At 64.0% G+C, this 19446-nt stretch carries 16 protein-coding genes; 13 read left to right on the forward strand and 3 right to left on the reverse strand.

Features of this window, described 5'->3' with window-relative positions; translation table 11 throughout:
* The first annotated feature begins 1 nt into the window (after nt 1).
* From pdhA to CVV68_RS15740, 4 genes are all read left to right on the forward strand, one after another.
* Nucleotides 2-1144: a pyruvate dehydrogenase (acetyl-transferring) E1 component subunit alpha gene (gene pdhA / locus CVV68_RS15725; protein ID WP_110501947.1), complete on the forward strand. Its 1143-nt coding sequence runs from the start codon at nt 2-4 to the stop codon at nt 1142-1144.
* Nucleotides 1141-2151, forward strand: a complete 1011-nt coding sequence (locus CVV68_RS15730) for an alpha-ketoacid dehydrogenase subunit beta (RefSeq protein ID WP_110501948.1) — start codon at nt 1141-1143, stop codon at nt 2149-2151. The genes pdhA and CVV68_RS15730 overlap by 4 nt, the downstream gene beginning before the upstream one ends.
* A 5-nt stretch (nt 2152-2156) precedes the next feature.
* Nucleotides 2157-3548 carry a dihydrolipoamide acetyltransferase family protein gene (locus CVV68_RS15735; RefSeq protein ID WP_110502001.1) on the forward strand — a complete coding sequence of 464 codons (1392 nt, stop codon included), beginning with the start codon at nt 2157-2159 and terminating at the stop codon, nt 3546-3548.
* Between the two features lie 116 nt (nt 3549-3664).
* Nucleotides 3665-4033, forward strand: coding sequence for an SPW repeat protein (locus CVV68_RS15740; protein ID WP_110501949.1), 369 nt, complete (start codon nt 3665-3667; stop codon nt 4031-4033).
* Nucleotides 4034-4542: 509 nt separating this feature from the next.
* On the opposite strand, the gene CVV68_RS15745 is transcribed toward CVV68_RS15740, so the two are convergent.
* Nucleotides 4543-5088, reverse strand: coding sequence for an ASCH domain-containing protein (locus CVV68_RS15745; protein ID WP_245933577.1), 546 nt, complete (start codon nt 5086-5088; stop codon nt 4543-4545).
* Nucleotides 5089-5188: 100 nt separating this feature from the next.
* On the opposite strand from CVV68_RS15745, the gene CVV68_RS15750 reads away from it, so the two are divergent.
* Nucleotides 5189-5983, forward strand: a complete 795-nt coding sequence (locus CVV68_RS15750; RefSeq protein WP_245933578.1) for a metallophosphoesterase family protein — start codon at nt 5189-5191, stop codon at nt 5981-5983.
* A gap of 278 nt (nt 5984-6261) precedes the next feature.
* Here the strand turns inward: CVV68_RS15750 and CVV68_RS23230 are convergent, their stop codons facing one another.
* Nucleotides 6262-6465 carry a hypothetical protein gene (locus CVV68_RS23230; protein WP_146238920.1) on the reverse strand — a complete coding sequence of 68 codons (204 nt, stop codon included), beginning with the start codon at nt 6463-6465 and terminating at the stop codon, nt 6262-6264.
* Nucleotides 6466-6825: 360 nt separating this feature from the next.
* Between CVV68_RS23230 and CVV68_RS15755 the strand changes: the two genes are divergently transcribed.
* Together CVV68_RS15755 and CVV68_RS15760 are read left to right on the forward strand one after the other, a co-directional pair.
* A complete protein-coding gene (locus CVV68_RS15755; RefSeq protein ID WP_245933579.1) occupies nt 6826-7311 on the forward strand; it encodes a recombinase family protein in 486 nt (161 codons plus the stop codon).
* 294 nt (nt 7312-7605) lie between these two features.
* Complete coding sequence (locus CVV68_RS15760) at nt 7606-11406, forward strand: discoidin domain-containing protein (protein ID WP_170133197.1); 3801 nt, start codon at nt 7606-7608, stop codon at nt 11404-11406.
* Nucleotides 11407-11701: 295 nt separating this feature from the next.
* Here the strand turns inward: CVV68_RS15760 and CVV68_RS15765 are convergent, their stop codons facing one another.
* Nucleotides 11702-12310, reverse strand: coding sequence for an SACE_7040 family transcriptional regulator (locus CVV68_RS15765; protein WP_211320870.1), 609 nt, complete (start codon nt 12308-12310; stop codon nt 11702-11704).
* Between the two features lie 135 nt (nt 12311-12445).
* Here CVV68_RS15765 and CVV68_RS15770 point away from each other — a divergent pair, with 135 nt between their 5' ends.
* From CVV68_RS15770 to CVV68_RS15795, 6 genes are read left to right on the forward strand one after another with little or no spacing between them, the layout of a single operon-like run.
* Nucleotides 12446-14053: a carboxyl transferase domain-containing protein gene (locus CVV68_RS15770; protein WP_110501953.1), complete on the forward strand. Its 1608-nt coding sequence runs from the start codon at nt 12446-12448 to the stop codon at nt 14051-14053.
* 7 nt (nt 14054-14060) lie between these two features.
* The gene (locus CVV68_RS15775) at nt 14061-16289 is read left to right on the forward strand and encodes an acetyl/propionyl/methylcrotonyl-CoA carboxylase subunit alpha (RefSeq protein WP_110501954.1); all 2229 of its coding nucleotides are present in this window, start codon (nt 14061-14063) and stop codon (nt 16287-16289) included.
* Nucleotides 16282-17445, forward strand: a complete 1164-nt coding sequence (locus CVV68_RS15780; protein ID WP_110501955.1) for an acyl-CoA dehydrogenase family protein — start codon at nt 16282-16284, stop codon at nt 17443-17445. Before CVV68_RS15775 ends, CVV68_RS15780 begins: the two co-directional genes overlap by 8 nt.
* 55 nt (nt 17446-17500) lie before the next feature.
* Nucleotides 17501-18295, forward strand: coding sequence for a CoA transferase subunit A (locus tag CVV68_RS15785; RefSeq protein ID WP_110501956.1), 795 nt, complete (start codon nt 17501-17503; stop codon nt 18293-18295).
* 2 nt (nt 18296-18297) lie between these two features.
* On the forward strand, nt 18298-18951 hold the full coding sequence (locus CVV68_RS15790; protein ID WP_110501957.1) for a CoA transferase subunit B: 654 nt from the start codon (nt 18298-18300) through the stop codon (nt 18949-18951).
* On the forward strand, nt 18948-19430 hold the full coding sequence (locus CVV68_RS15795; protein ID WP_110501958.1) for a MaoC family dehydratase: 483 nt from the start codon (nt 18948-18950) through the stop codon (nt 19428-19430). The genes CVV68_RS15790 and CVV68_RS15795 overlap by 4 nt, the downstream gene beginning before the upstream one ends.
* Nucleotides 19431-19446 lie beyond the last annotated feature (16 nt).

Consider the following 19446-nt stretch of genomic DNA (forward strand, 5'->3'; position numbering starts at 1 on the left):
CGTGCTGGAAGCATCAGCCAACTCCGGGGCATCACCGCAACCCGGAATTCACCAGCTTATTGCCGCAGACGGCACCGGCGTGGACGATGAGGAATTGGCGCCCCTTGTCGCCGACGTCGACGACGAACAACTCATCCAGTTCTACGCCGACATGGTCACCATCCGGCGGATCGACATGGAGGCCACAGCCCTCCAGCGCCAGGGCCAGCTGGCCCTCTGGCCGCCCATGCTGGGCCAGGAAGCCGCCCAGGTCGGCTCGATCCGGGCCCTGGACCAGGACGACTTCATCTTCCCCACCTACCGTGAAAACGGTGTGGCCTTCCTTCGCGGGGCTGACTTGGCCGGCATCATGAGCACCTGGCGGGGCAGCGCCAACACCGGCTGGGACCCGCACAAGTTCAACATGGCCACCCCGCAAATCATCATCGGCGCACAGACCCTGCACGCCACCGGCTACGCCATGGGCCTGGTCCTGGACGGCAGGGAAACGCTGTCCATCGCCTACCTGGGCGACGGCGCCACCAGCCAGGGCGACGTCCATGAATCCATGGTCTTCGCCGCCAGCTTCCAGGCCCCCGTCATCTTTTTCTGCCAAAACAACCACTGGGCCATCTCCGAGCCCGTGGGCCTCCAGGCGCACACGCCGATCGCCGGCCGGGCGCCGGGCTACGGCATTCCCAGCATGCGCGTTGACGGCAACGACGTCCTCGCCGTCCTGGCGGCCACGCGCTGGGCCGCGGCCCGGGCGCGCAGCGGCGGCGGCCCCAGCTTCATCGAGGCCGTCACCTACCGCATGGGCGCCCACACCACCGCCGATGACCCCACCCGCTACCGGGGCGTCACCGAACTGGAGGAATGGGCGGCCAAGGACCCCATCGCCAGGGTCAAGGCGTTCCTGCAAGGCCGGGGCAAGCTCGACGCCGCAGCGGAAGCCGAGGTGGCTGCGCGGGCCAACGCCGTGGCCGCCGAGCTGCGCGAGGGCTGCATCAACATGCCCGATCCCGCACCGATGAGCGTCTTTGACAACGTCTACACGACCGAACATGCCATCCTGGACCGCCAGCGCGACCACTACGAGCGGTATTTGGCTGGCTTTGCCGGCACGGAATCCGCCACCTCCAAGCTGGAAGGAAGCCGGTCATGAGCAGTCTGACACTGACACAGGCCATCAACGCCGGGCTGCGCAAGTCCATGGAGGAGGACCCGAAGGTGGTCCTCATGGGAGAGGACATCGGCACGCTGGGCGGGGTGTTCCGCGTCACCGACGGGCTGATGAAGGATTTCGGCTCGCACCGGGTCATCGACACGCCCCTGGCCGAATCCGCCATCATCGGCACCGCAGTGGGCCTGGCCTACCGCGGCTTCCGCCCGGTGTGTGAGATCCAGTTCGACGGCTTCATCTACCCGGGATTTGACCAGATTGTCTCCCAGGTGGCCAAACTCCACATGCGCACGCACGGCCAGGTGCGCATGCCGCTGACCATCCGGGTGCCGTTTGGCGGGGGCATCGGCTCTCCTGAACACCATTCGGAATCGCCCGAAGCCTATTTTGTGCACACCTCCGGCCTGCGTGTCATCAGCGCCTCCAACCCGCAGGATGCCTACACCATGCTGCGCCAGGCCATCGCGTGCGACGATCCCGTACTCTTCTTTGAGCCCAAGCGCCGCTACCACACCAAGGGGGAGGTGGACCTGGATGCGGACCTCTCGCGTGCCCCCGCCATGGGCGCCTCCCGCATCGTGTCCGCCGGCACCGATGTCACGCTGGTGACCTATGGGCCGCTGGTCAGCACCGCCCTCGACGCGGCCAAGGCTGCCGCCGACGACGGCATTTCACTGGAAGTGATCGACCTGCGCTCGCTCTCGCCCATCGACTACGGCCCTCTGGAGGAATCAGTGCGCCGCACCGGCCGGCTGGTCATCACGCACGAGGCCTCCGAAACCCTGGGCCTGGGTGCCGAAATCTCCGCAGCCGTCACCGAACGCTGCTTCAACTACCTGGAGGCAGCACCCGTGCGCGTCACCGGCTTCGACATCCCGTATCCGCCCTCAAAGCTGGAGAAGCACCACCTGCCCGACCTCGACCGCATGCTCGACGGCGTTGACCGCGTCCTCGGCCGCCCCAACTCCCTTTCGGGGCTGGAAGGATGACCACCATGATCCAGGAATTCAAGCTGCCGGACCTTGGCGAAGGACTCACGGAATCGGAGATCGTCAGTTGGCACGTGGCCGTGGGCGACACCGTTGAATTGAACCAGGCCATCGGTGAAGTGGAAACAGCAAAGGCCGTTGTTGAACTGCCGTCACCATTCGCGGGCACCGTCACGGCAATCGCCCACGAGCCGGGCACCGTCGTGGAGGTCGGAGAAGTCATCATCACCTTTGAGGTTGACGCGCCAGCCGGCACCGGCCCCCGCCGCAATGGGACCCCCGCCAGTTCCCAGCCGGTGACCGGGGAGGAACCACAAAAGCGCGTCCCCACGCTCGTTGGCTATGGCGCCGATCCCGAATCGTCGAAGCGGCCCGCCCGGCGGGCGCGCTCGTTTGCTGCGTCCGGCTCAACCACCACCGCGACCACGGTTCCCGCCGCGGAAGCCGCGGCCCCTCTGGCCTCGGCACGTGTCCAGGCGGACCGGCCGAGGTCCACCCCGCCGGTGCGAAAGCTGGCACGGGACCTGGGGATCGACCTGGCCGTGCTGGTGGGCTCGGGCGACCGTGGGTTGATTACGCGCGGGGACGTCACCGCACTTGTCGGGGACCCCACCCGGGAATCGGGCGCTGCGGCGGAGGTTCCGGCGTCGAACGGGGAGGGCAGGACCGGCAGCTGGAACGCCGCAGGCAATGCTGCCCGGGAGGTCCGCACACCCATTAAAGGCGTGCGGAAGTTCACGGCAGCGGCCATGGTGCAGAGTGCCTTCACGGCACCACACGTCACGGAGTTCCTGACCGTGGATGTCACGGCAGGCATGGACTTCCTGGCGAGGCTGCGGGCGTCCAGGGAGTTCGCGGACGTCAAGCTCACGCCGCTGACGCTGGCCGCGCGGGCCGTGTGCCTGGGGATTGCCCGGCAGCCGTCGCTGAATTCGCGGTGGGACGGCGGGGCCAATGAGATCGTGACCATGAACTACGTCAACCTGGGGATTGCAGCCGCCACGCCCCGGGGGCTGGTGGTGCCCAACATCAAGGACGCGCAACAGCTGGGGATGCACGGTACGGCCGCAGCGCTCGGGGAGCTGTCGTCCACCGCCCGGAGCGGGAAGACCCAGCCGGCGGACCTGGCCGGGGGCACTTTTTCCATCACCAACATTGGAGTGTTCGGCATTGACGCCGGAACGCCCATCCTGAATCCCGGAGAGGCCGGGATCCTGGCGTTGGGGGCCGTGCGGAACACGCCTTGGGAGTACCAGGGCGGCATTGCGCTGCGGCAGATCATGACACTGAGCCTGTCTTTCGACCACCGGCTGGTCGACGGCGAACAGGGCTCACGCTTCCTGGCCGATGTCGGTGCCATAATTTCGGATCCGGCCATGGCGCTGGCCCTGTCCTGAACCGCGGCCCTACTGCAATCACCGGCCTCTGGAATCGGCGCCGCAGCAGACGTATATTTGTAGTGACCCCCACTTTGGGAGCCAACTGACGGGAAACCTGAAGGAGGTTGGTATCGATGAAGAAGTGGAACAGCTGGCAAGATTATGTTGCCGTGATTGCAGGCCTTTACGCCGCGTTGTCAACATTGTGGACAGCACAGCAAGGCAGTTCCATGGTCATGATGATCGGCTGCGGAGTGCTGCTGATCGTTGCGGGCGTCTGGAACCTGATGAGCCCCGGCACGCCGGTCGCTGTATGGGTTCTGATGGTGCTTGGGGCGTTGCTGTTCATCTCCCCGTGGATTGCCGGATACACCGGACACATGGGGGCGGCCTGGACGTCCTGGATTGCGGGTGCTGTGGCCTTGATTGCCGGCGTCCTGGCAGTCCAGCCCAGCATGCGCCAGCACACGGTGGGCCACGACAACGGCCTGGCTGCACATTAAAATTCATTCCTGCTAAACCCTGGAAGCGCCGGGAACCCCGGCGCTTCCTTCGTGCTGCTGGATCCCGCGCTGTCTGGCACCAGCGGATCGCTCGGACCTGGATCGATGCTCCAGGCTAATTCCCAGAAATTCTCACATTCATGTCACATTCCTACGACGTGCATCACCGTTGTTGACAATGACCGCGCGCTGTTGCAAGTATGACGTCCAAACTGCCTGGGATCAGTGGGTTATTGGCGAGCATAGAGCCAGTTTTTGTCGGAGCCAGAAGAAGGGGGACCCGTGAGGGACTTGAATTCTGTCCCGTATAGCGCCCGCCGCCCGCTCACCGGGCTTTTTCGCGGGCTTATGGGACACTCCCCAAGTCTCTGATTCAAACCTGCAGTCCAGAGGGCATTCTGTCCGGTGAGGGACCGGTTTGCGGGACACGGAGAAAAGCCATTCCGGGCAAACTCCTAACGGGACGTTGTCGCCTATTCGGGAGCAAAGAAGTGTCTTTTCTGGTTGGGTCACTGCGGTAAGCGCGAAACGAGCCTGAATCGCTGGAGCACCAGTATGGTGTCGTCATTGACCGTGAAGTGCAGGTCGTTCATTTCATCTCGTATGTCCTGCGAATGCCAGAACTCCTCGTGGCCTGCGCGCCACTGGTCGATGGTAGTGAAGCCCTCGCCCTCGTCGATGGCGTGTTGCAAATCCACGTCGTCAAGGCGGGTCTGGCGTACTTCCGTCATCTCGATCACGGCCACTGGCGTTCCGGCGGAGTCGATGACCACTTCTTTCAAACCGGCCACGGGCAGATCTTCCTGATCAATCTCGTACCCAATGAGCATTGCCGTCGTGGAGGTCTTGGAACCGTCCAGAACGGCGGCCACCAGCTGGTCCCGGAGAGGACCGGGGAAGGCAAACTCACATACGGGCAGGGCGCTGTAATCGGTCATTGTGACAGCGTATCGCCCGGCCAGGCTTTTGATGTCCCTCTGCATCAATTCATCGGACAGGTGTTCGGCGGCTTGGTCTGGCGACAATTCAAAGCTCTGGGCGTGTGAAAGAGTCATTCTCGAATCGCGAATGGGGTCCGACCTGGCGATGTGCGCGCACATGCTGTGCCGGTCAGCGTTTCCCAGCGGTCAGGCCAGTTGATGTCGAGTGCGGTGCTTGTCAGGTCTTTCCCAATGGGGCATGCTCAGCAGCATGGTGCGAAGCGTTGCGGTCTTATCGGATATTCATGGCGTGTTGCCTATTCTCGATGCTGTCTTGGCGGAACCGGCGGTGATGGAAGCCGAACTGATCGTCGTGACTGGCGACCATGCTTCTGGCCCCCAGCCAACTCAAGTGTTGGATCGGCTGGCGTCGCTCGGGGACAGGGTGCTGCTCGTGCGCGGGAACGCGGACCGGGAGTTGGTTTCCCTGGCCCGAGGCGAATCAATAGGCATTCCCGACGACGTGACGCCATGGGCGGCCGCACAACTCTCTCCCGACCACATCGCCCTGCTTGCTGAGCTGCGGCACCCGGTGAGCGTTGATGTTGAGGGGTTCGGCCCCGTCTTGTTTTGCCACGGAACGCCTCGAAACGACGAAGAAGTCGTCCTTGTGGACAGCAGCCTGAAACGTTGGTCCGACGTGTTCAACGAACTACCCGAAGATATTCAGACCGTAGTGTGCGGGCACACGCACATGCCTTTCATCCGGCTCGTCGACCGACGTCTTGTGATCAATCCCGGAAGCATCGGCATGCCCTACGGCCACCTAGGGGGCAGCTGGGCATTGCTCGACAAGGGTTCCGTTGCGCTTCACCGGACCATCATTGATATTGACGCAGCAGTCGCGCAGGTAGTCGCGGAATCGACTTTCCCTACTCGTCAAGAGTGGGCTGACTTGTTCATACGCTCAGCCGCCAGCGACGCCGAAGCGCTCACCACCTTCAGCGCCCGCGACGGCCGTCCCAGCTAACGTTCCACATACGACCCGCGAAGTCTGCCAATCGAAGCTGGAATTGGCCGCTAAACGATGTACGAGGTTAAAAGTCACAGGATGGAGAGTGCTGCCGGCGGATAGTTCCAGCTCCGATCATCTGGGACAGCACAGATCCGAACCAGACGTGCATTTGGAATCGATGGAGTTCCCTCCCCGAAGACGGACTGATGATGCTCGCGAGGATGCCGGAGTGCCGCCCAGATCGGGCCGACGTTTACATTGGACCATTTGTAAGCGTTGATGGTCGCTGGCTTTCAGCGTCCTTGGGTTTGCAGAAAGCGCCTCAGTCCAAGTGCAGTATTTGCCACGCCTATGATCAGCATTGCAACTGCCAGCAGAGTTTCGCGATTCACGAACATATAGATTGAGAGGGCAATTAAGACGATGCCGAGAGCGAGAAGTATGATCGCTAACGTTCTTGGTGTGGGCGGGACTCGTTTCGGTTCATTGGGGGTCATTTTCCATCTCCTTCATGCTAAAAACCGTCCACGATTTGCGGATTTCCTTAGGAAACGAAAGCCACCTCGAGTCATTTTGGGTTGAAATCACTTGGACCCCTCAGCCTCGCTCATGCCCTGACGCTACAAGCAGCGTCAATATTTGCGAAGCGGGCAGAATTGCACGGTCTCACTCTGACCAGGTATTTGCGCTTCTATGCGCTTCATCCGACCGGGTTCTGAGTGCAACGCGCCCGAGACTCCATATCTTGTCCGGTCAGCGTTCCCCTGCGGACGCGGGAGGGATGTGCTGACGTCTTCTGAAATTCTGTGCACAGCACTTCTGACAAGTATGGACAGTGAGCACGACTCCTGAAATTTGTGCACTCGTCTTCGGAAAATGACACCCAGCTCGAGGAACTGTTGAAGTTCGCCCGCGATGGCGACACCATAGTCGTGCACAGCATGGACCGGCTAGCACACAACCTCTATGACCTGCGCTCCGTGGTGCAAAAACTGACCAGCCGCGGCGCCCGCATCGAGTTTCTCAAAGAAAATCTCGTCTTCACCGGCGAAGACTCACCCCTGGCAAACCTTATGCTCTCCGTCATGGGGGCATTCGCGGAATTCGAGCGGGCCCTCATTGGTGAACGCCAGAGGGAAGGCATTGCCCTGGCCAAGAAGCGCGGTGCCTACCGCGGACGCAAGAAAGCTCTCTCCGCCGAGCAGGCAGCCGAGTTGGCCCGGCGCGCAGCAGCCGGGGAGCCGAAAGCGGCCCTGGCCCGCCAATACGGCATCAGCCGAGAAACCATCGACCACAACGTCCGCGGCTACATTGACAACGCCAAGCTGGGAAATGCTGCCTAAAAACTCAAGACAAACGTCAAAGTTTGAAACACCAAGGAACGCTAGGGATCAAGCCTTGCACTGGGAGGAAGCGGTGCCGGTCACGCCCGTTTCCGTTCGGTGCGGGACCACCTTTAGCTCTAACTTTCCGATCAAAAAGGGGTTGCGCTCTGACCGTTTCGGACTAATGTTATCGATATCACACTCTGAACGATACGTTTATTTTTCTCCTCATCCGGTCCAACGAAGTAGCTAGGTAGACACATGAGACACGCTGCCCCACACCTCGACCACACACACCGAAGGTCGTGGACCATGTTCGCGGGCGCCTCCGTGTCCGCCCTCGTCGCCGCGATGTTCATGCTCGGTGCGGCCGCGCCTGCCAACGCCGATCCCGTCGTCCCACCGCCCGGCGCCGGAATCGCCGACTCGCACTACACCCTGCTCGACGTCGACTCGCAGTCGGCCGCGTACCCGGCTCCGCCGTCGCTTGACGGCACTGCTACCGGTGCGTTCGACGGCGATTACTCGACGCAGTGGGCGTCGAACTACAACGGTGGCAACCCGGACCCGATGCCGCACTACATCACGTTCGACACCGGTGCCGAGCACACTCTCACCGGTCTTGGCTACTCCGTCAAGGTACAGGGCAACGGCCCGGTGAAAGACGTCGAGGTGCTCACCACAGACGATGCGGGCGTCGCGGCGGACGGCAAAAGCACTAAGTGGGCCTCGGCAGGGACGGCGACGTTCCACCAGCCCACAAGCAACACCGAGATCCAGTACGTCACGTTCGCCCAGCCCGTCACTGCGCGGTATGTCGAATTCAAGGTTCTCGATGCGGTGAACGGCTCGAACAACGCCTCGGCGTCCGAGATCGTCGTGTACTCCACTGACGACACCTCGGCTCTGCCGGCGGGCAAGGCCATCACCAACGCCCAGTACGCAGTCCTCGGGAAAGACTCCGAGGCTGCCAGCAACGGCGACGGTTCTGCGGAGGCTGCGTTCGATCAGAACTATTCGACGCAGTGGGCCAGTGAGTGGCAGACGAACCCGCAGCCCGGCTTCCCGCACTGGATCACGTTCGACGTCGGCGGGTCGTTCGACCTCACCGGCCTCGGCTACTCAGTCAAGGTTCAGGGCAACGGCCCGGTGGAGGACGTCAAGGTCTTCACAACCGACGACGCCGCAGTCGCCAAGGACCCGAACGCGTCCGGATGGACGCAGTCCGGTACCGCGACCTTCGCACAGCCCACAAGCAACACAGAGATCCAATATGTCGACTTTTCCAAGCCGGTCAAGGCACGCTATGTGCGATTCGAGGCTGAGAATTCGATCAACGGCTCGGCCAACGCATCAGCATCCGAGATCGTGGCGTATTCGACTGACAGCGACACCACGCCCGCACCGACAACGCCGAGCGGGCCGCCCTCGCCTTACACGGTCAAGGTAGATTCGGTGAACTCGTCCGGCTGGAAGTACCCGGATGACACTCCGGCGAGCCCGTTCACGGACAAGGACGGCACCTTCCACTTCGGTGAGTCCCACGCCAACTACGGCAATGAGGCGGACGGCAGCAATGGCAACATTCGCCAGTGGAACTGGTACACAGGGGTGAACATCGACACGGCCGGCCCCGACGCCGCGCTGAATGCTTCCGGCACGAACCCCGATACGACGAACTTCTGCAACTCCAGTCCTACCGGCAAGGAATCGACGAAGGCGCCAGAGGGATCCGGCTACAAGCAGCCGAACTACTGCGACATTACGCAGATGTGGGTCGACCCCGACACAGGTGACTGGTACGGCCTCGTTCACAATGAGTTCACGCCGCAGCCGTTCGGTGATGGCTTGCACTACGACGCCATCGACTATGCAGTCTCGCATGATCAGGGAAAGACCTGGAGCATCCCTGGCCACGCCATCACGACGCCGTACAGCACGGTCCGCGGTGACACCGCGACGTTCCCGGAGCAGACGTATTACTACGGCGACGGGGACCCCCGCCTCTACGTCGATCAGGCCTCGGGCTACTTCTACGCGTTCTACGGCTCCCGCGTCGTGAACAAGAGCGGAAGTTGGGTCGCGTTCTACGAGCACGTCGCCCGTGCCCCCATCGCCGACAAGATGGCGACAGGATCGTGGCAGAAATGGTACGACGGGGCGTGGACGCAGCCCGGCGTCGGGGGCAAGGAGAGCAACATGACTCCTGTCACCGAGAGCAGCACGACCGGCTACACGGCCCCCGACAAGGAATACAACCCGAACACACCGGGATCGGCCCAGCAGCAGATCACGAACGGCCAGATGCCGGCGACGTCGCCGCTGTTTGTCATGGATGTCACGTACGATGCGTACCTCGGCCTGTATATCGGCGAGCCACAGAACCCCGACCAGTCGGGTACCGCACCGCAGGAGTTCTACGCCACGAAGAACCTCGCTACCCAGAAGTGGTTCAAGCTCGGCGATACGGGCAAGGCCTACACGACGGCGTCGTGGTACCGCTGGTTCATCGACCCGGCCAACAAGACGAACTCGGCCGTCGTAGGCAAGTCGTTCCGCTCATACTGCTCATTCGGTTGCATGAACAACTCTTCAGCGCAGTACGCAAACATCACGATCGACGTCGACAAGCCAGCGGCCGCGATCGACACCACCAAGGCGTACACAATCGCGAACGGTGACAAGCAGTTGCTCACCGTGACCGCCGCCGGCACGGGCCTGACAAGCGCGGCCACGGCCGACAAAGCAGCCGGGGCCTGGACCTTCGCTGCCAGCGGCGATGGCGCGTACACGATCACCGACCAAGCTGGCGTGCTGCTCGGCGTCGACGCTTCGAAGACGTCGGACCGCGCCTGGGGCACACCGTTGACCCTCACGGCGAAGGATGCAGCCGGCGTCGGCCAGCAGTGGTTCATCGTGCCGAACACGTCGCCTACAACAGGGGAGGCGACCGGCAGCTTCCGGCTCGTCAACCGGTACTCCGGGCTGGTTTTGGGGATCGGTTCTGCAAAGGCAGCGACCACCCCGGGCCGCACCTGGGACCAGAAGACAGCTGCCGCGGGCGGCCTCACCACGGCCGCGGAGCAGACGCTGACTCTCGCCGTCTACCAGGGATCCGGCACCACAACGACTGCGACCACAGTGTTGAAAGACAGCCGCGGGAACCCGCTGGCCGGCGGAACCGCATCTTATTATGCCAGTGGGGCCTGGCATACGATCGGTACCACTGGCATTAAGGGCACGGTGGATGCGCAAATCCCGCCCGGTAGCTACTCGTTCGCGATGACCTACAACGGCACTCGGCAACAGGTCAACGGTCAGGTGGTATCCGGCATTTCGCAGTCCGTCGAATTCCATACTGCGTTGGTGAACGTGTGGACCCAAAGTCACACGAGCACGCCCATCGGTGGTGCGTCCGCATCGTATTATGCGGCTGGTGAGTATCATCCGATCACGACCCCCAATGCGAACGATTCCCGCATAGTGCAGGCCCAGATGCTACCCGGCACGTACTCCTTCCAGAATGTCTACAACGGCACTCGGGAACAGAAGAAGTTCACGGTCCTCGAACCGAACCCGAACAATGGTGCGAATAGCAGCCAGTCCGTGTACTTCCACACCGCGTTGGTGAACGTGGGCCTGCAGAGCAGCAAGGGCGCCGCCCTCACTGCCGATTCCGCGTCGTATTATGCCGGCAGCTGGCGCGATATGACCGGTGCGCAGGCTGAGATGTTGCCGGGCACCTACAGCTTCGCAGTGACCTACAACGGGATGCGCAGCCAGAAGCAGTACACGGTCATAGAGCCCAACCCGAACAACCACGCGAATGCGACGCAGACTGTTGCGTTCGCGACCACGCTGGTGAATGTGCAGACACAATCGGTCACCGGCGCAGGCAAGGTCAGCGGGATCATCAGCGGCGCGGCGTCCTTCTACGCCGGCAGCTGGCGCAACATCACCACTGAGAACCCAAACAACAAGAAGATCGTGCAAACCGAGATGCTCCCTGGCACCTACAGCTTCGCGGATGTCTACAACGGCAAGCGGGTACAGAAACAGGCCGCAGTCGGCACCGGTCCCAACCAGATCGTCTACTTCAACTACACCATCTGACAAATACCAGGGCCGCATGGCCGTAAGTCAAAGTCAGCGTTCCAAGCGGCGTGACCCGGTAGTTCGGGGTCACGCCGCCTTTGAGTCCCATAAGAGGTTCCCTTTGCGGGACGCACGGATCATCGACTGGCTCGGGAGTCTTGGTCTTGTTGACGTCCACACCAGGCCAAGGCTTGGTGACCCGAATTTGAGAATACCGACAGCCAGCTTGAGAACCTACACGTGCCTGGCCGCACCAACACCCTTCCGCGCATGGCATCGGCACCATGGGCCGGTCGCCGTCATGGCGGCCCGTCTACGGCAGCGTGCCGGCCAGCCCGTTCCAGGCCATGGTCTCCAGCACCGGGCGGGCCGTGGCCGTATCGGCGCGCCGGCCGTGCAGCCGCACGCTGTGTGGGGTGGAGTTGATCAGGCCAAACACGGCGTGGGCCTGCAGGCGCCGCAATGGTGCATCCCGCTCCGGGTAGAGCCGGCCCAGCACCTCAACCCACAGCTCCACGTAAGCGCGCTGCAGGGCGCGCACCTGGCGGCGGTCCTCGGGGCTGAGCGAATCAAAGTCCCGGTCCTGGACGCGGATCACATCAGGTTTAGCCAGGGCGAAGTCGACCTGGAACGCGAGCAGTTCACGCAGGGAGGTGGCGTCGTCGGCCCCGGCGTCAAGTACGGCGCGCCCGCCGGCCAGCAGGTCCTCGCTCACGCCCACCAGCAGCGCGCCCAGGAGGGCCTGCTTGCCGCTGAAGTGCCGGTACACGGCCGGTCCGCTCACGCCGGCGGCCGCGCCAAGGTCCTCGATGGACACGCCGTTGAAGCCGCGCTGGGCAAACAGGAGGGCGGCGGAATCGAGCAGCACGGTGCGACGGTTGGCCTTGGCCTCGGTGCGCGTGGTGGCTGGGGACTCGCTCATGCTTTTCCTTGTGCTGGACATCACAGAATTCACGGGCTAACCTGAAACTCAGTTAGTGACTATTAACTTAGCATGTGAATTCGGCCGATGTAAGGCACCGTCCGGTGTCTGCGGCCGGGAACGGAATACTCGTCAATGGAGACTTTGCAAAGCCGCGTGGAGCCGGGCGGGGACGCGTTCGTGCGCAATGACGCCGCGCAGCGTGAACTGGTGGCCGAGCTGCGCGGACGCCTGCGCACCACGGCGCTGGGCGGTCCGGCGAAATCCCGCGAACGCCACGTGGCGCGCGGGAAGCTGCTGCCGAGGGACCGTGTTGACCGCCTGCTTGACGACGGCAGCCCGTTTTTGGAGATCGCGCCCCTGGCAGCCAACGGGATGTACGACGACGCATCGCCGGGGGCCGGGGTGATCGCCGGCATCGGCGTGGTCCACGGCCGACACGTCATGGTGGTGTCCAACGACGCCACCGTCAAGGGCGGGACCTATTACCCGATGACGGTGAAGAAGCACCTGCGGGCGCAGGAGATTGCGCTGGAAAACCGGCTGCCGTGCATCTACCTGGTGGATTCCGGCGGCGCCTTTTTGCCCAAACAGGACGAGGTGTTTCCGGACAGGGAGCACTTTGGCCGGATCTTCTTCAACCAGGCCCAGCTGTCTGCACGGAAGATCCCGCAGATCGCCTCCGTCATGGGATCCTGCACGGCCGGCGGCGCCTACGTTCCGGCCATGAGCGACGAGACCGTCATAGTCCGCAACCAGGGCACCATCTTTTTGGGCGGTCCGCCGCTGGTGAAGGCGGCCATCGGGGAAATTGTCACGGCGGAGGAGCTGGGCGGCGGCGACGTCCACGCCCGCATCTCAGGCGTGGTGGACCACCTGGCCGAAAACGACGAACACGCCCTGCAAATTGTGCGCGACATTGTGGCCACCCTGCCGGAAAACCCGTCCCCGGCCTGGGATCTGGATCCCGTCCTGGCACCGGAGGCGGATCCGGGCGAGCTGTACGGCGCCGTCCCCACTGACCTCAACACTGCCTATGACATCCGCGAAGTGATCGCACGCCTTGTCGACGGCAGCAAATTCCATGAATTCAAGAAGAACTACGGCACCACGCTGGTCACCGGCTTCGCCCGGCTGCACGGCCACCCGGTGGGCATTGTGGCGAACAACGGCGTGCTGTTCAGCGAGTCGGCCATGAAGGGCGCGCACTTTATTGAACTGTGCGACCAGCGCGGCATTCCGCTGATCTTCCTGCAAAACCTCAACGGCTTCATGGTGGGCAAGGACTACGAACAGGGCGGCATTGCCAAGCACGGCGCCAAGATGGTCACCGCTGTCGCCACGGCGCGTGTGCCCAAGCTGACCGTCATCGTGGGTGGCTCGTTTGGCGCCGGCAACTACTCCATGTGCGGGCGGGCCTACTCGCCGCGCTTCCTGTGGATGTGGCCGGCCGCCCGCATTTCCGTCATGGGGGGCAACCAGGCCTCCTCCGTCCTGGCCACCGTCAAGCGGGACCAGCGTGAACGGCTTGGGGAGGAGTGGTCCGCCGAGGACGAGGAGGCCTTCAAGGCCCCCATCAGGGCCCAGTACGAGGACCAGGGCAGCCCGTATTACTCCACGGCCCGGCTTTGGGACGACGGCGTCATCGACCCCGCGGACACCCGCACCGTGCTGGGCCTGGCCCTGGACGTCTGTGCCCGGACGCCGCTGCCGGACACCTCCTTCGGCCTCTTTAGAATGTGAGCCAGCCTTGACCCCAACCCTTGAACCCGCCCTTTTTGACACGGTTCTGGTCGCCAACCGCGGCGAGATTGCCTGCCGCGTCATCCGCACCCTGAAGACGCTGGGCATCCGGTCCGTAGCCGTCTATTCCGTGGCCGACGCCGGTGCCCGCCATGTGCGCGAGGCCGACGAAGCGCTGTGCATCGGCCCGGCTGCCGCGAGTGAAAGCTACCTGAACATTGCCGCCATCGTGGCCGCCTGCCGGGAATCCGGCGCACAAGCCGTCCACCCCGGCTATGGCTTCCTGTCCGAAAACCTGGCGTTTGCCCGGGCGCTGGCGGACGCAGGCATCACGTTCATCGGCCCCAACATCGAGGCGCTGAACGTCATGGGGGACAAGATCCGCTCCAAAAACCATGTGTCAGCGGCCGGCGTGCCCGTGGTTCCGGGCATCTCCGAGCCAGGGCTCACGGACGCGGACCTGATGGCGGCTGCGGAAGGCATCGGCTACCCCCTCCTGATCAAGCCGTCCGCCGGTGGCGGCGGCAAGGGCATGCACGCCGTGTGGGGGCCGGAGGAACTGCCGGCCACGCTGGCCACGGCCCGGCGCGTGGCGGCCAGCTCCTTTGGCGACGACACCCTGTTCCTGGAACGCCTCGTTTCCACCCCCCGCCACATTGAGGTGCAGATCCTCGGCGACAATTACGGCAATGTGATCCATCTGGGCGAGCGCGAATGCTCCCTCCAGCGCCGCCACCAAAAGGTCATTGAGGAGGCCCCGTCACCGCTGCTGGATTCCCTGGACGACGGCGGCGCCACGCGGGCCCGCATCGGAGCGGCCGCGTGCGCCGCGGCCGCCAGCGTGAACTACACGGGCGCCGGCACGGTGGAGTTCCTGGTCTCCAACGACAACCCCGAGGAATTCTTCTTCATGGAGATGAACACCCGGCTGCAGGTGGAGCACCCCGTCACCGAAATGGTGGTGCGGGCCAACGGGGAAACCCTTGACCTGGTCGCCTGGCAACTGCGGATCGCGGCGGGGGAGAGGCTCACGGTGGCCCAGGCCGGCGTCGTGCTCGAAGGGCATGCGGTAGAGGCCAGGGTGTACTCGGAAAATCCGGCGCAGGGGTTCCTGCCCTCGGTCGGCACCGTGTCCGTGCTGGATGAATCCGTGGCCGCGCGCACCGGCGTGCGGGTGGACGGCTCGCTCCTGCCGGGCCTGGAAATTTCAGCGAACTACGACCCCATGCTGGCCAAGGTCATTGCCTGGGGTGCGGACCGTTCCGAGGCGCTGGCCCGGCTGGATGCGGCGCTGCGCGACTATGTGGTGTTGGGTGTGTCCACGAACGTGGAATACCTGCGCCTGCTCATCAACGACGACGACGTGCAGGCCGGTCGGCTCGACACGAACCTCATTGAGCGCAAGCTTCCCGACATGGCGTTCCGACAGCTGGGGGCTGCCGAGTACGCCGCGGCGGCGCTGTGGTGGCGCTCCGCGGTCGAGCTCGTCGAAGCCCGCGTCGAGACCCAGGCTCCCTCGGCGGCGGACCAGCGTTCCCTCGGTCGCTTCCCGGCCGACGGCCGCGGGCGGCCTTACAGCCTCCTTGACGTGAGCTACGGAAACGCTGGCTCCACCGCCTATCCGGTGGTCGGGTCTCCGCCGCCTCCCCGTCCGTGGTCACGCACCGACGGGTGGCGGCTTGGCGATTCTGCCCCGTGGCGGGTTGCCTTTGCGGGTCCCGGCCGCACCGATGTGGTGACGGTCAGCGGCACGGAAGGGGCCGGCGTCGTGCATGTCATGGCGGCCGGCGAAAGCAGCGAACACAGCGCCCGGCTCGTCGATGCGCAGGGCAGCGGGCTGGAGCTGCTCTGGGACGGCGGGTCCCGACAGTACCGGGTGGCGTTTCAGGGGGGCGCCGTCATCCTGGGCAGCGATGGCTGGACCGTCCAGGTGCCCGTGCTGACCCGCGACGCTGCCACACACCGCATGCTTTCCGGGATCGAGCATGAGGACGCTGCCGCCAACCCGGACGTGCGCAGCCCCATGCCCGGCACCGTCACCACTGTGAGCGTGGACAGCGGATCGCGAGTGGAGGCCGGCACCGTGCTGCTGGCTGTCGAGGCCATGAAGATGGAGCACCAGCTCACCGCCGGCGTGGCCGGCACCGTCCACCTCAGCGTCACCGTTGGCAGCCTGGTCAAGGCAGACCAGATTGTTGCCACCATTCAAGCCTTCGAAGGAGAACCCAATGCCTAATTTTGACCTCAGCGACGAATACCAGGACCTCAGCGACACCGTCCGGGACTTCGCCGACAACGTGGTGGCCCCCGTGTCCGCCAAGCACGACGAGGAACACAGCTTCCCCTATGACGTCGTGGCGCAAATGGGGGAGATGGGCCTGTTCGGGCTGCCCTTCCCGGAGGAATACGGCGGCATGGGCGGGGACTACTTCGCGCTGGCGCTGGCCCTGGAACAACTGGGCCGAGTGGACCAGTCAGTGGCCATCACGCTCGAGGCCGGCGTCTCACTGGGCGCCATGCCGGTCCACCGCTTTGGCACCGAGGCCCAAAAGCAGGAGTGGCTGCCCTCCCTGGCTGCGGGCGAGGCGCTTGCCGGCTTTGGCTTGACCGAGCCCGACGCCGGCTCCGACGCCGGGGGCACCACCACCAAGGCGCGGCTTGAGGGTGGGGAATGGATCCTCGACGGGCACAAGCAGTTCATCACCAACTCGGGCACGGACATCACGAAGTTTGTGACCATGACGGCGGTGACGGGCACCTCCGAACGTGCCAACGGCTCCGTCAAGAAGGAAATCTCCACCATCCTGGTGCCCAACGGAACGCCCGGGTTCACCGTGGAGAAGGCGTACAACAAGGTGGGCTGGAACGCCTCCGACACTCACCCACTGACCCTCGTGGACGTGCACGTGCCCGAGGAAAATCTGATCGGCGTCCGGGGCCGGGGCTATGCGAATTTCCTGTCCATCCTGGACGAGGGCCGCATCGCCATCGCCGCCCTGGCCACCGGAACTGCGCAGGGCTGCGTGGACGAGGCCGTCCGCTACGCCAAGGACCGCTCGGCCTTTGGCCACAACATTGGCCACTACCAGGGCATCTCATTCAAGATCGCCCGCATGCAGACCCGCGCCCACACCGCCCGGCTGGCCTACTACGACGCCGCCGCCCGCATGCTGGCCGGCAAGCCGTTCAAGACCGAGGCGGCCATCGCTAAGATGGTCGCAAGCGAGGCGGCCATGGACAACGCCCGCGACGCCACCCAGGTTTTTGGCGGCTACGGGTTCATCAACGAGTTCGCCGTGGCCCGCCACTACCGTGATTCGAAGATCCTGGAGATAGGGGAGGGCACCACGGAAGTGCAGCTCATGCTCATAGCCCGCGAACTCGGCCTGTGACTGACGGTGTCGAGCCTGTTGAGACCAGTCCCCAACACAGTGAAAGGTATTAGCGATGATTAACAAAGTGGTTGCCTCCGCTGCCGCCGCCGTCCACGACATCCACAACGGAGCGTCCATGGCCGTGGGCGGCTTCGGCCTGTGCGGCATCCCGGTGGCACTGATCCAGGCCCTGCACGACGCCGGCACCACGGAATTGGAGACCATCTCCAATAACTGCGGCGTGGACGACTGGGGCCTGGGCGTCCTGTTGACTGACGGCCGCATCCGCCGCACCATCTCCTCCTACGTGGGGGAGAACAAGGAGTTTGCCCGCCAGTTCCTGGCCGGGGAGCTCGAAGTCGAACTCACCCCGCAGGGCACCCTGGCGGAGAAGCTTCGCGCCGGTGGCGCCGGCATCCCCGCCTTCTATACAGCCGCCGGGGTGGGAACCCAGGTCAGCGAGGGCGGACTGCCCCGCAAGTACGACGGCGCCGGCGGCGTGGCGATTGCCTCCGAACCCAAGGAGGTGCGCACCTTCAACGGCGCCGACTTTGTGCTCGAGGAGTCCCTCACCCCCGACTATGCGTTGGTTCATGCCTGGAAGGGGGACCGCCACGGCAACCTGGTCTTCCATGCCACGGCCATGAACTTCAACCCACTGTGCGCCATGGCAGGGAAGACCACCATCGCCGAAGTGGAGGAACTGGTGGAACCCGGCGAGCTCGACCCCGAGCACGTCCACGTGCCGGGCATCTTTGTCCAGCGCGTGGTCCACGTCCCGGCCGGCAGCCCGGGCAGCGAAAAGCGCATCGAAAAGCGAACCGTCTCCGACCCGGTCGTCGCGCCTGTCGAAACGAAGGAGGCCTGACCATGGCACTGACACGCAACGAACTTGCCGCCCGGGTGGCGCGGGAACTGCACAACGGGCAGTACGTGAACCTCGGCATCGGTATGCCCACCTTGATTCCGAACTTCATCCCGGCGGGGGTGGAGGTGGTGCTGCATTCGGAAAACGGAATTCTCGGCACCGGCCCGTACCCGCTGGATGCCGACGTCGATCCCGATTTGATCAACGCCGGCAAGGAAACCGTCACGGTCAACAAGGGGGCGGCTTTCTTTGATTCGGCGCTGTCCTTCGGCATGGTCCGCGGCGGCCATGTGGATGTGGCCGTGCTCGGTGCCATGCAGGTGGCCCAAAACGGCGACCTCGCCAACTGGATGATCCCGGGCAAAATGGTCAAGGGCATGGGTGGCGCGATGGATCTGGTGTTTGGCGCCAAGAAGCTGATCATCATGATGGAGCACACCGACAAGGCGGGGAACCCGAAAATCCTCGAAAGCTGTACGCTGCCGCTGACGGGCAAGGGCTGCGTGGACCTGATCGTGACCGATCGTGCAGTCATTGAAGTGACGCCGGACGGGCTCGTCCTGAAGGAACTGGCACCGGGGGTGACAGTGGCGGAAATAGTCGCCGCCACCGGTGCACCGCTGAACCTTGAGATGCATGATTTGGACACTGTATGAGCGCGGAGGAACGGGTGGTCACGCAGAGGGGACTGTACTACGAAGAGCTGGGGACCGGCGTCGTGTATCAACACCGGCCCGGGCGCACCATGACGGAGACGGACAACGTCCTGTTCACCACCATGACCATGAACACCCAGGCCCTGCACCTCGACGCCGCATGGAGCGCCACGCAGCCGTTTGGCCAACGGCTCATGAACTCCATGTTCACGCTGTCCACCATGGTGGGGCAGTCGGTGGCGCAGCTGACCCAGGGCACCATCGTGGCGCAGCTGGGAATGACGGACATCTCCTTCCCGCACCCCCTGTTCCACGGGGACACGCTCTACACGGAGACGGTCGTGACGGAAAAGCGGCTCTCATCATCCCGGCCGGGCCAAGGCATTGTCACCATGGTCCACACGGGCCGCAACCAGGACGGCACCGTGGTGGGCAAGGCCAGCCGCACCGCCCTGTTCTGGCTCACGCCAACCAAATGAGGTCCCGGCACCACGA

The sequence above is a fragment of the Arthrobacter livingstonensis genome, assembly GCF_003219815.1.
Classification (GTDB): Bacteria; Actinomycetota; Actinomycetes; order Actinomycetales; family Micrococcaceae; genus Specibacter; species Specibacter livingstonensis.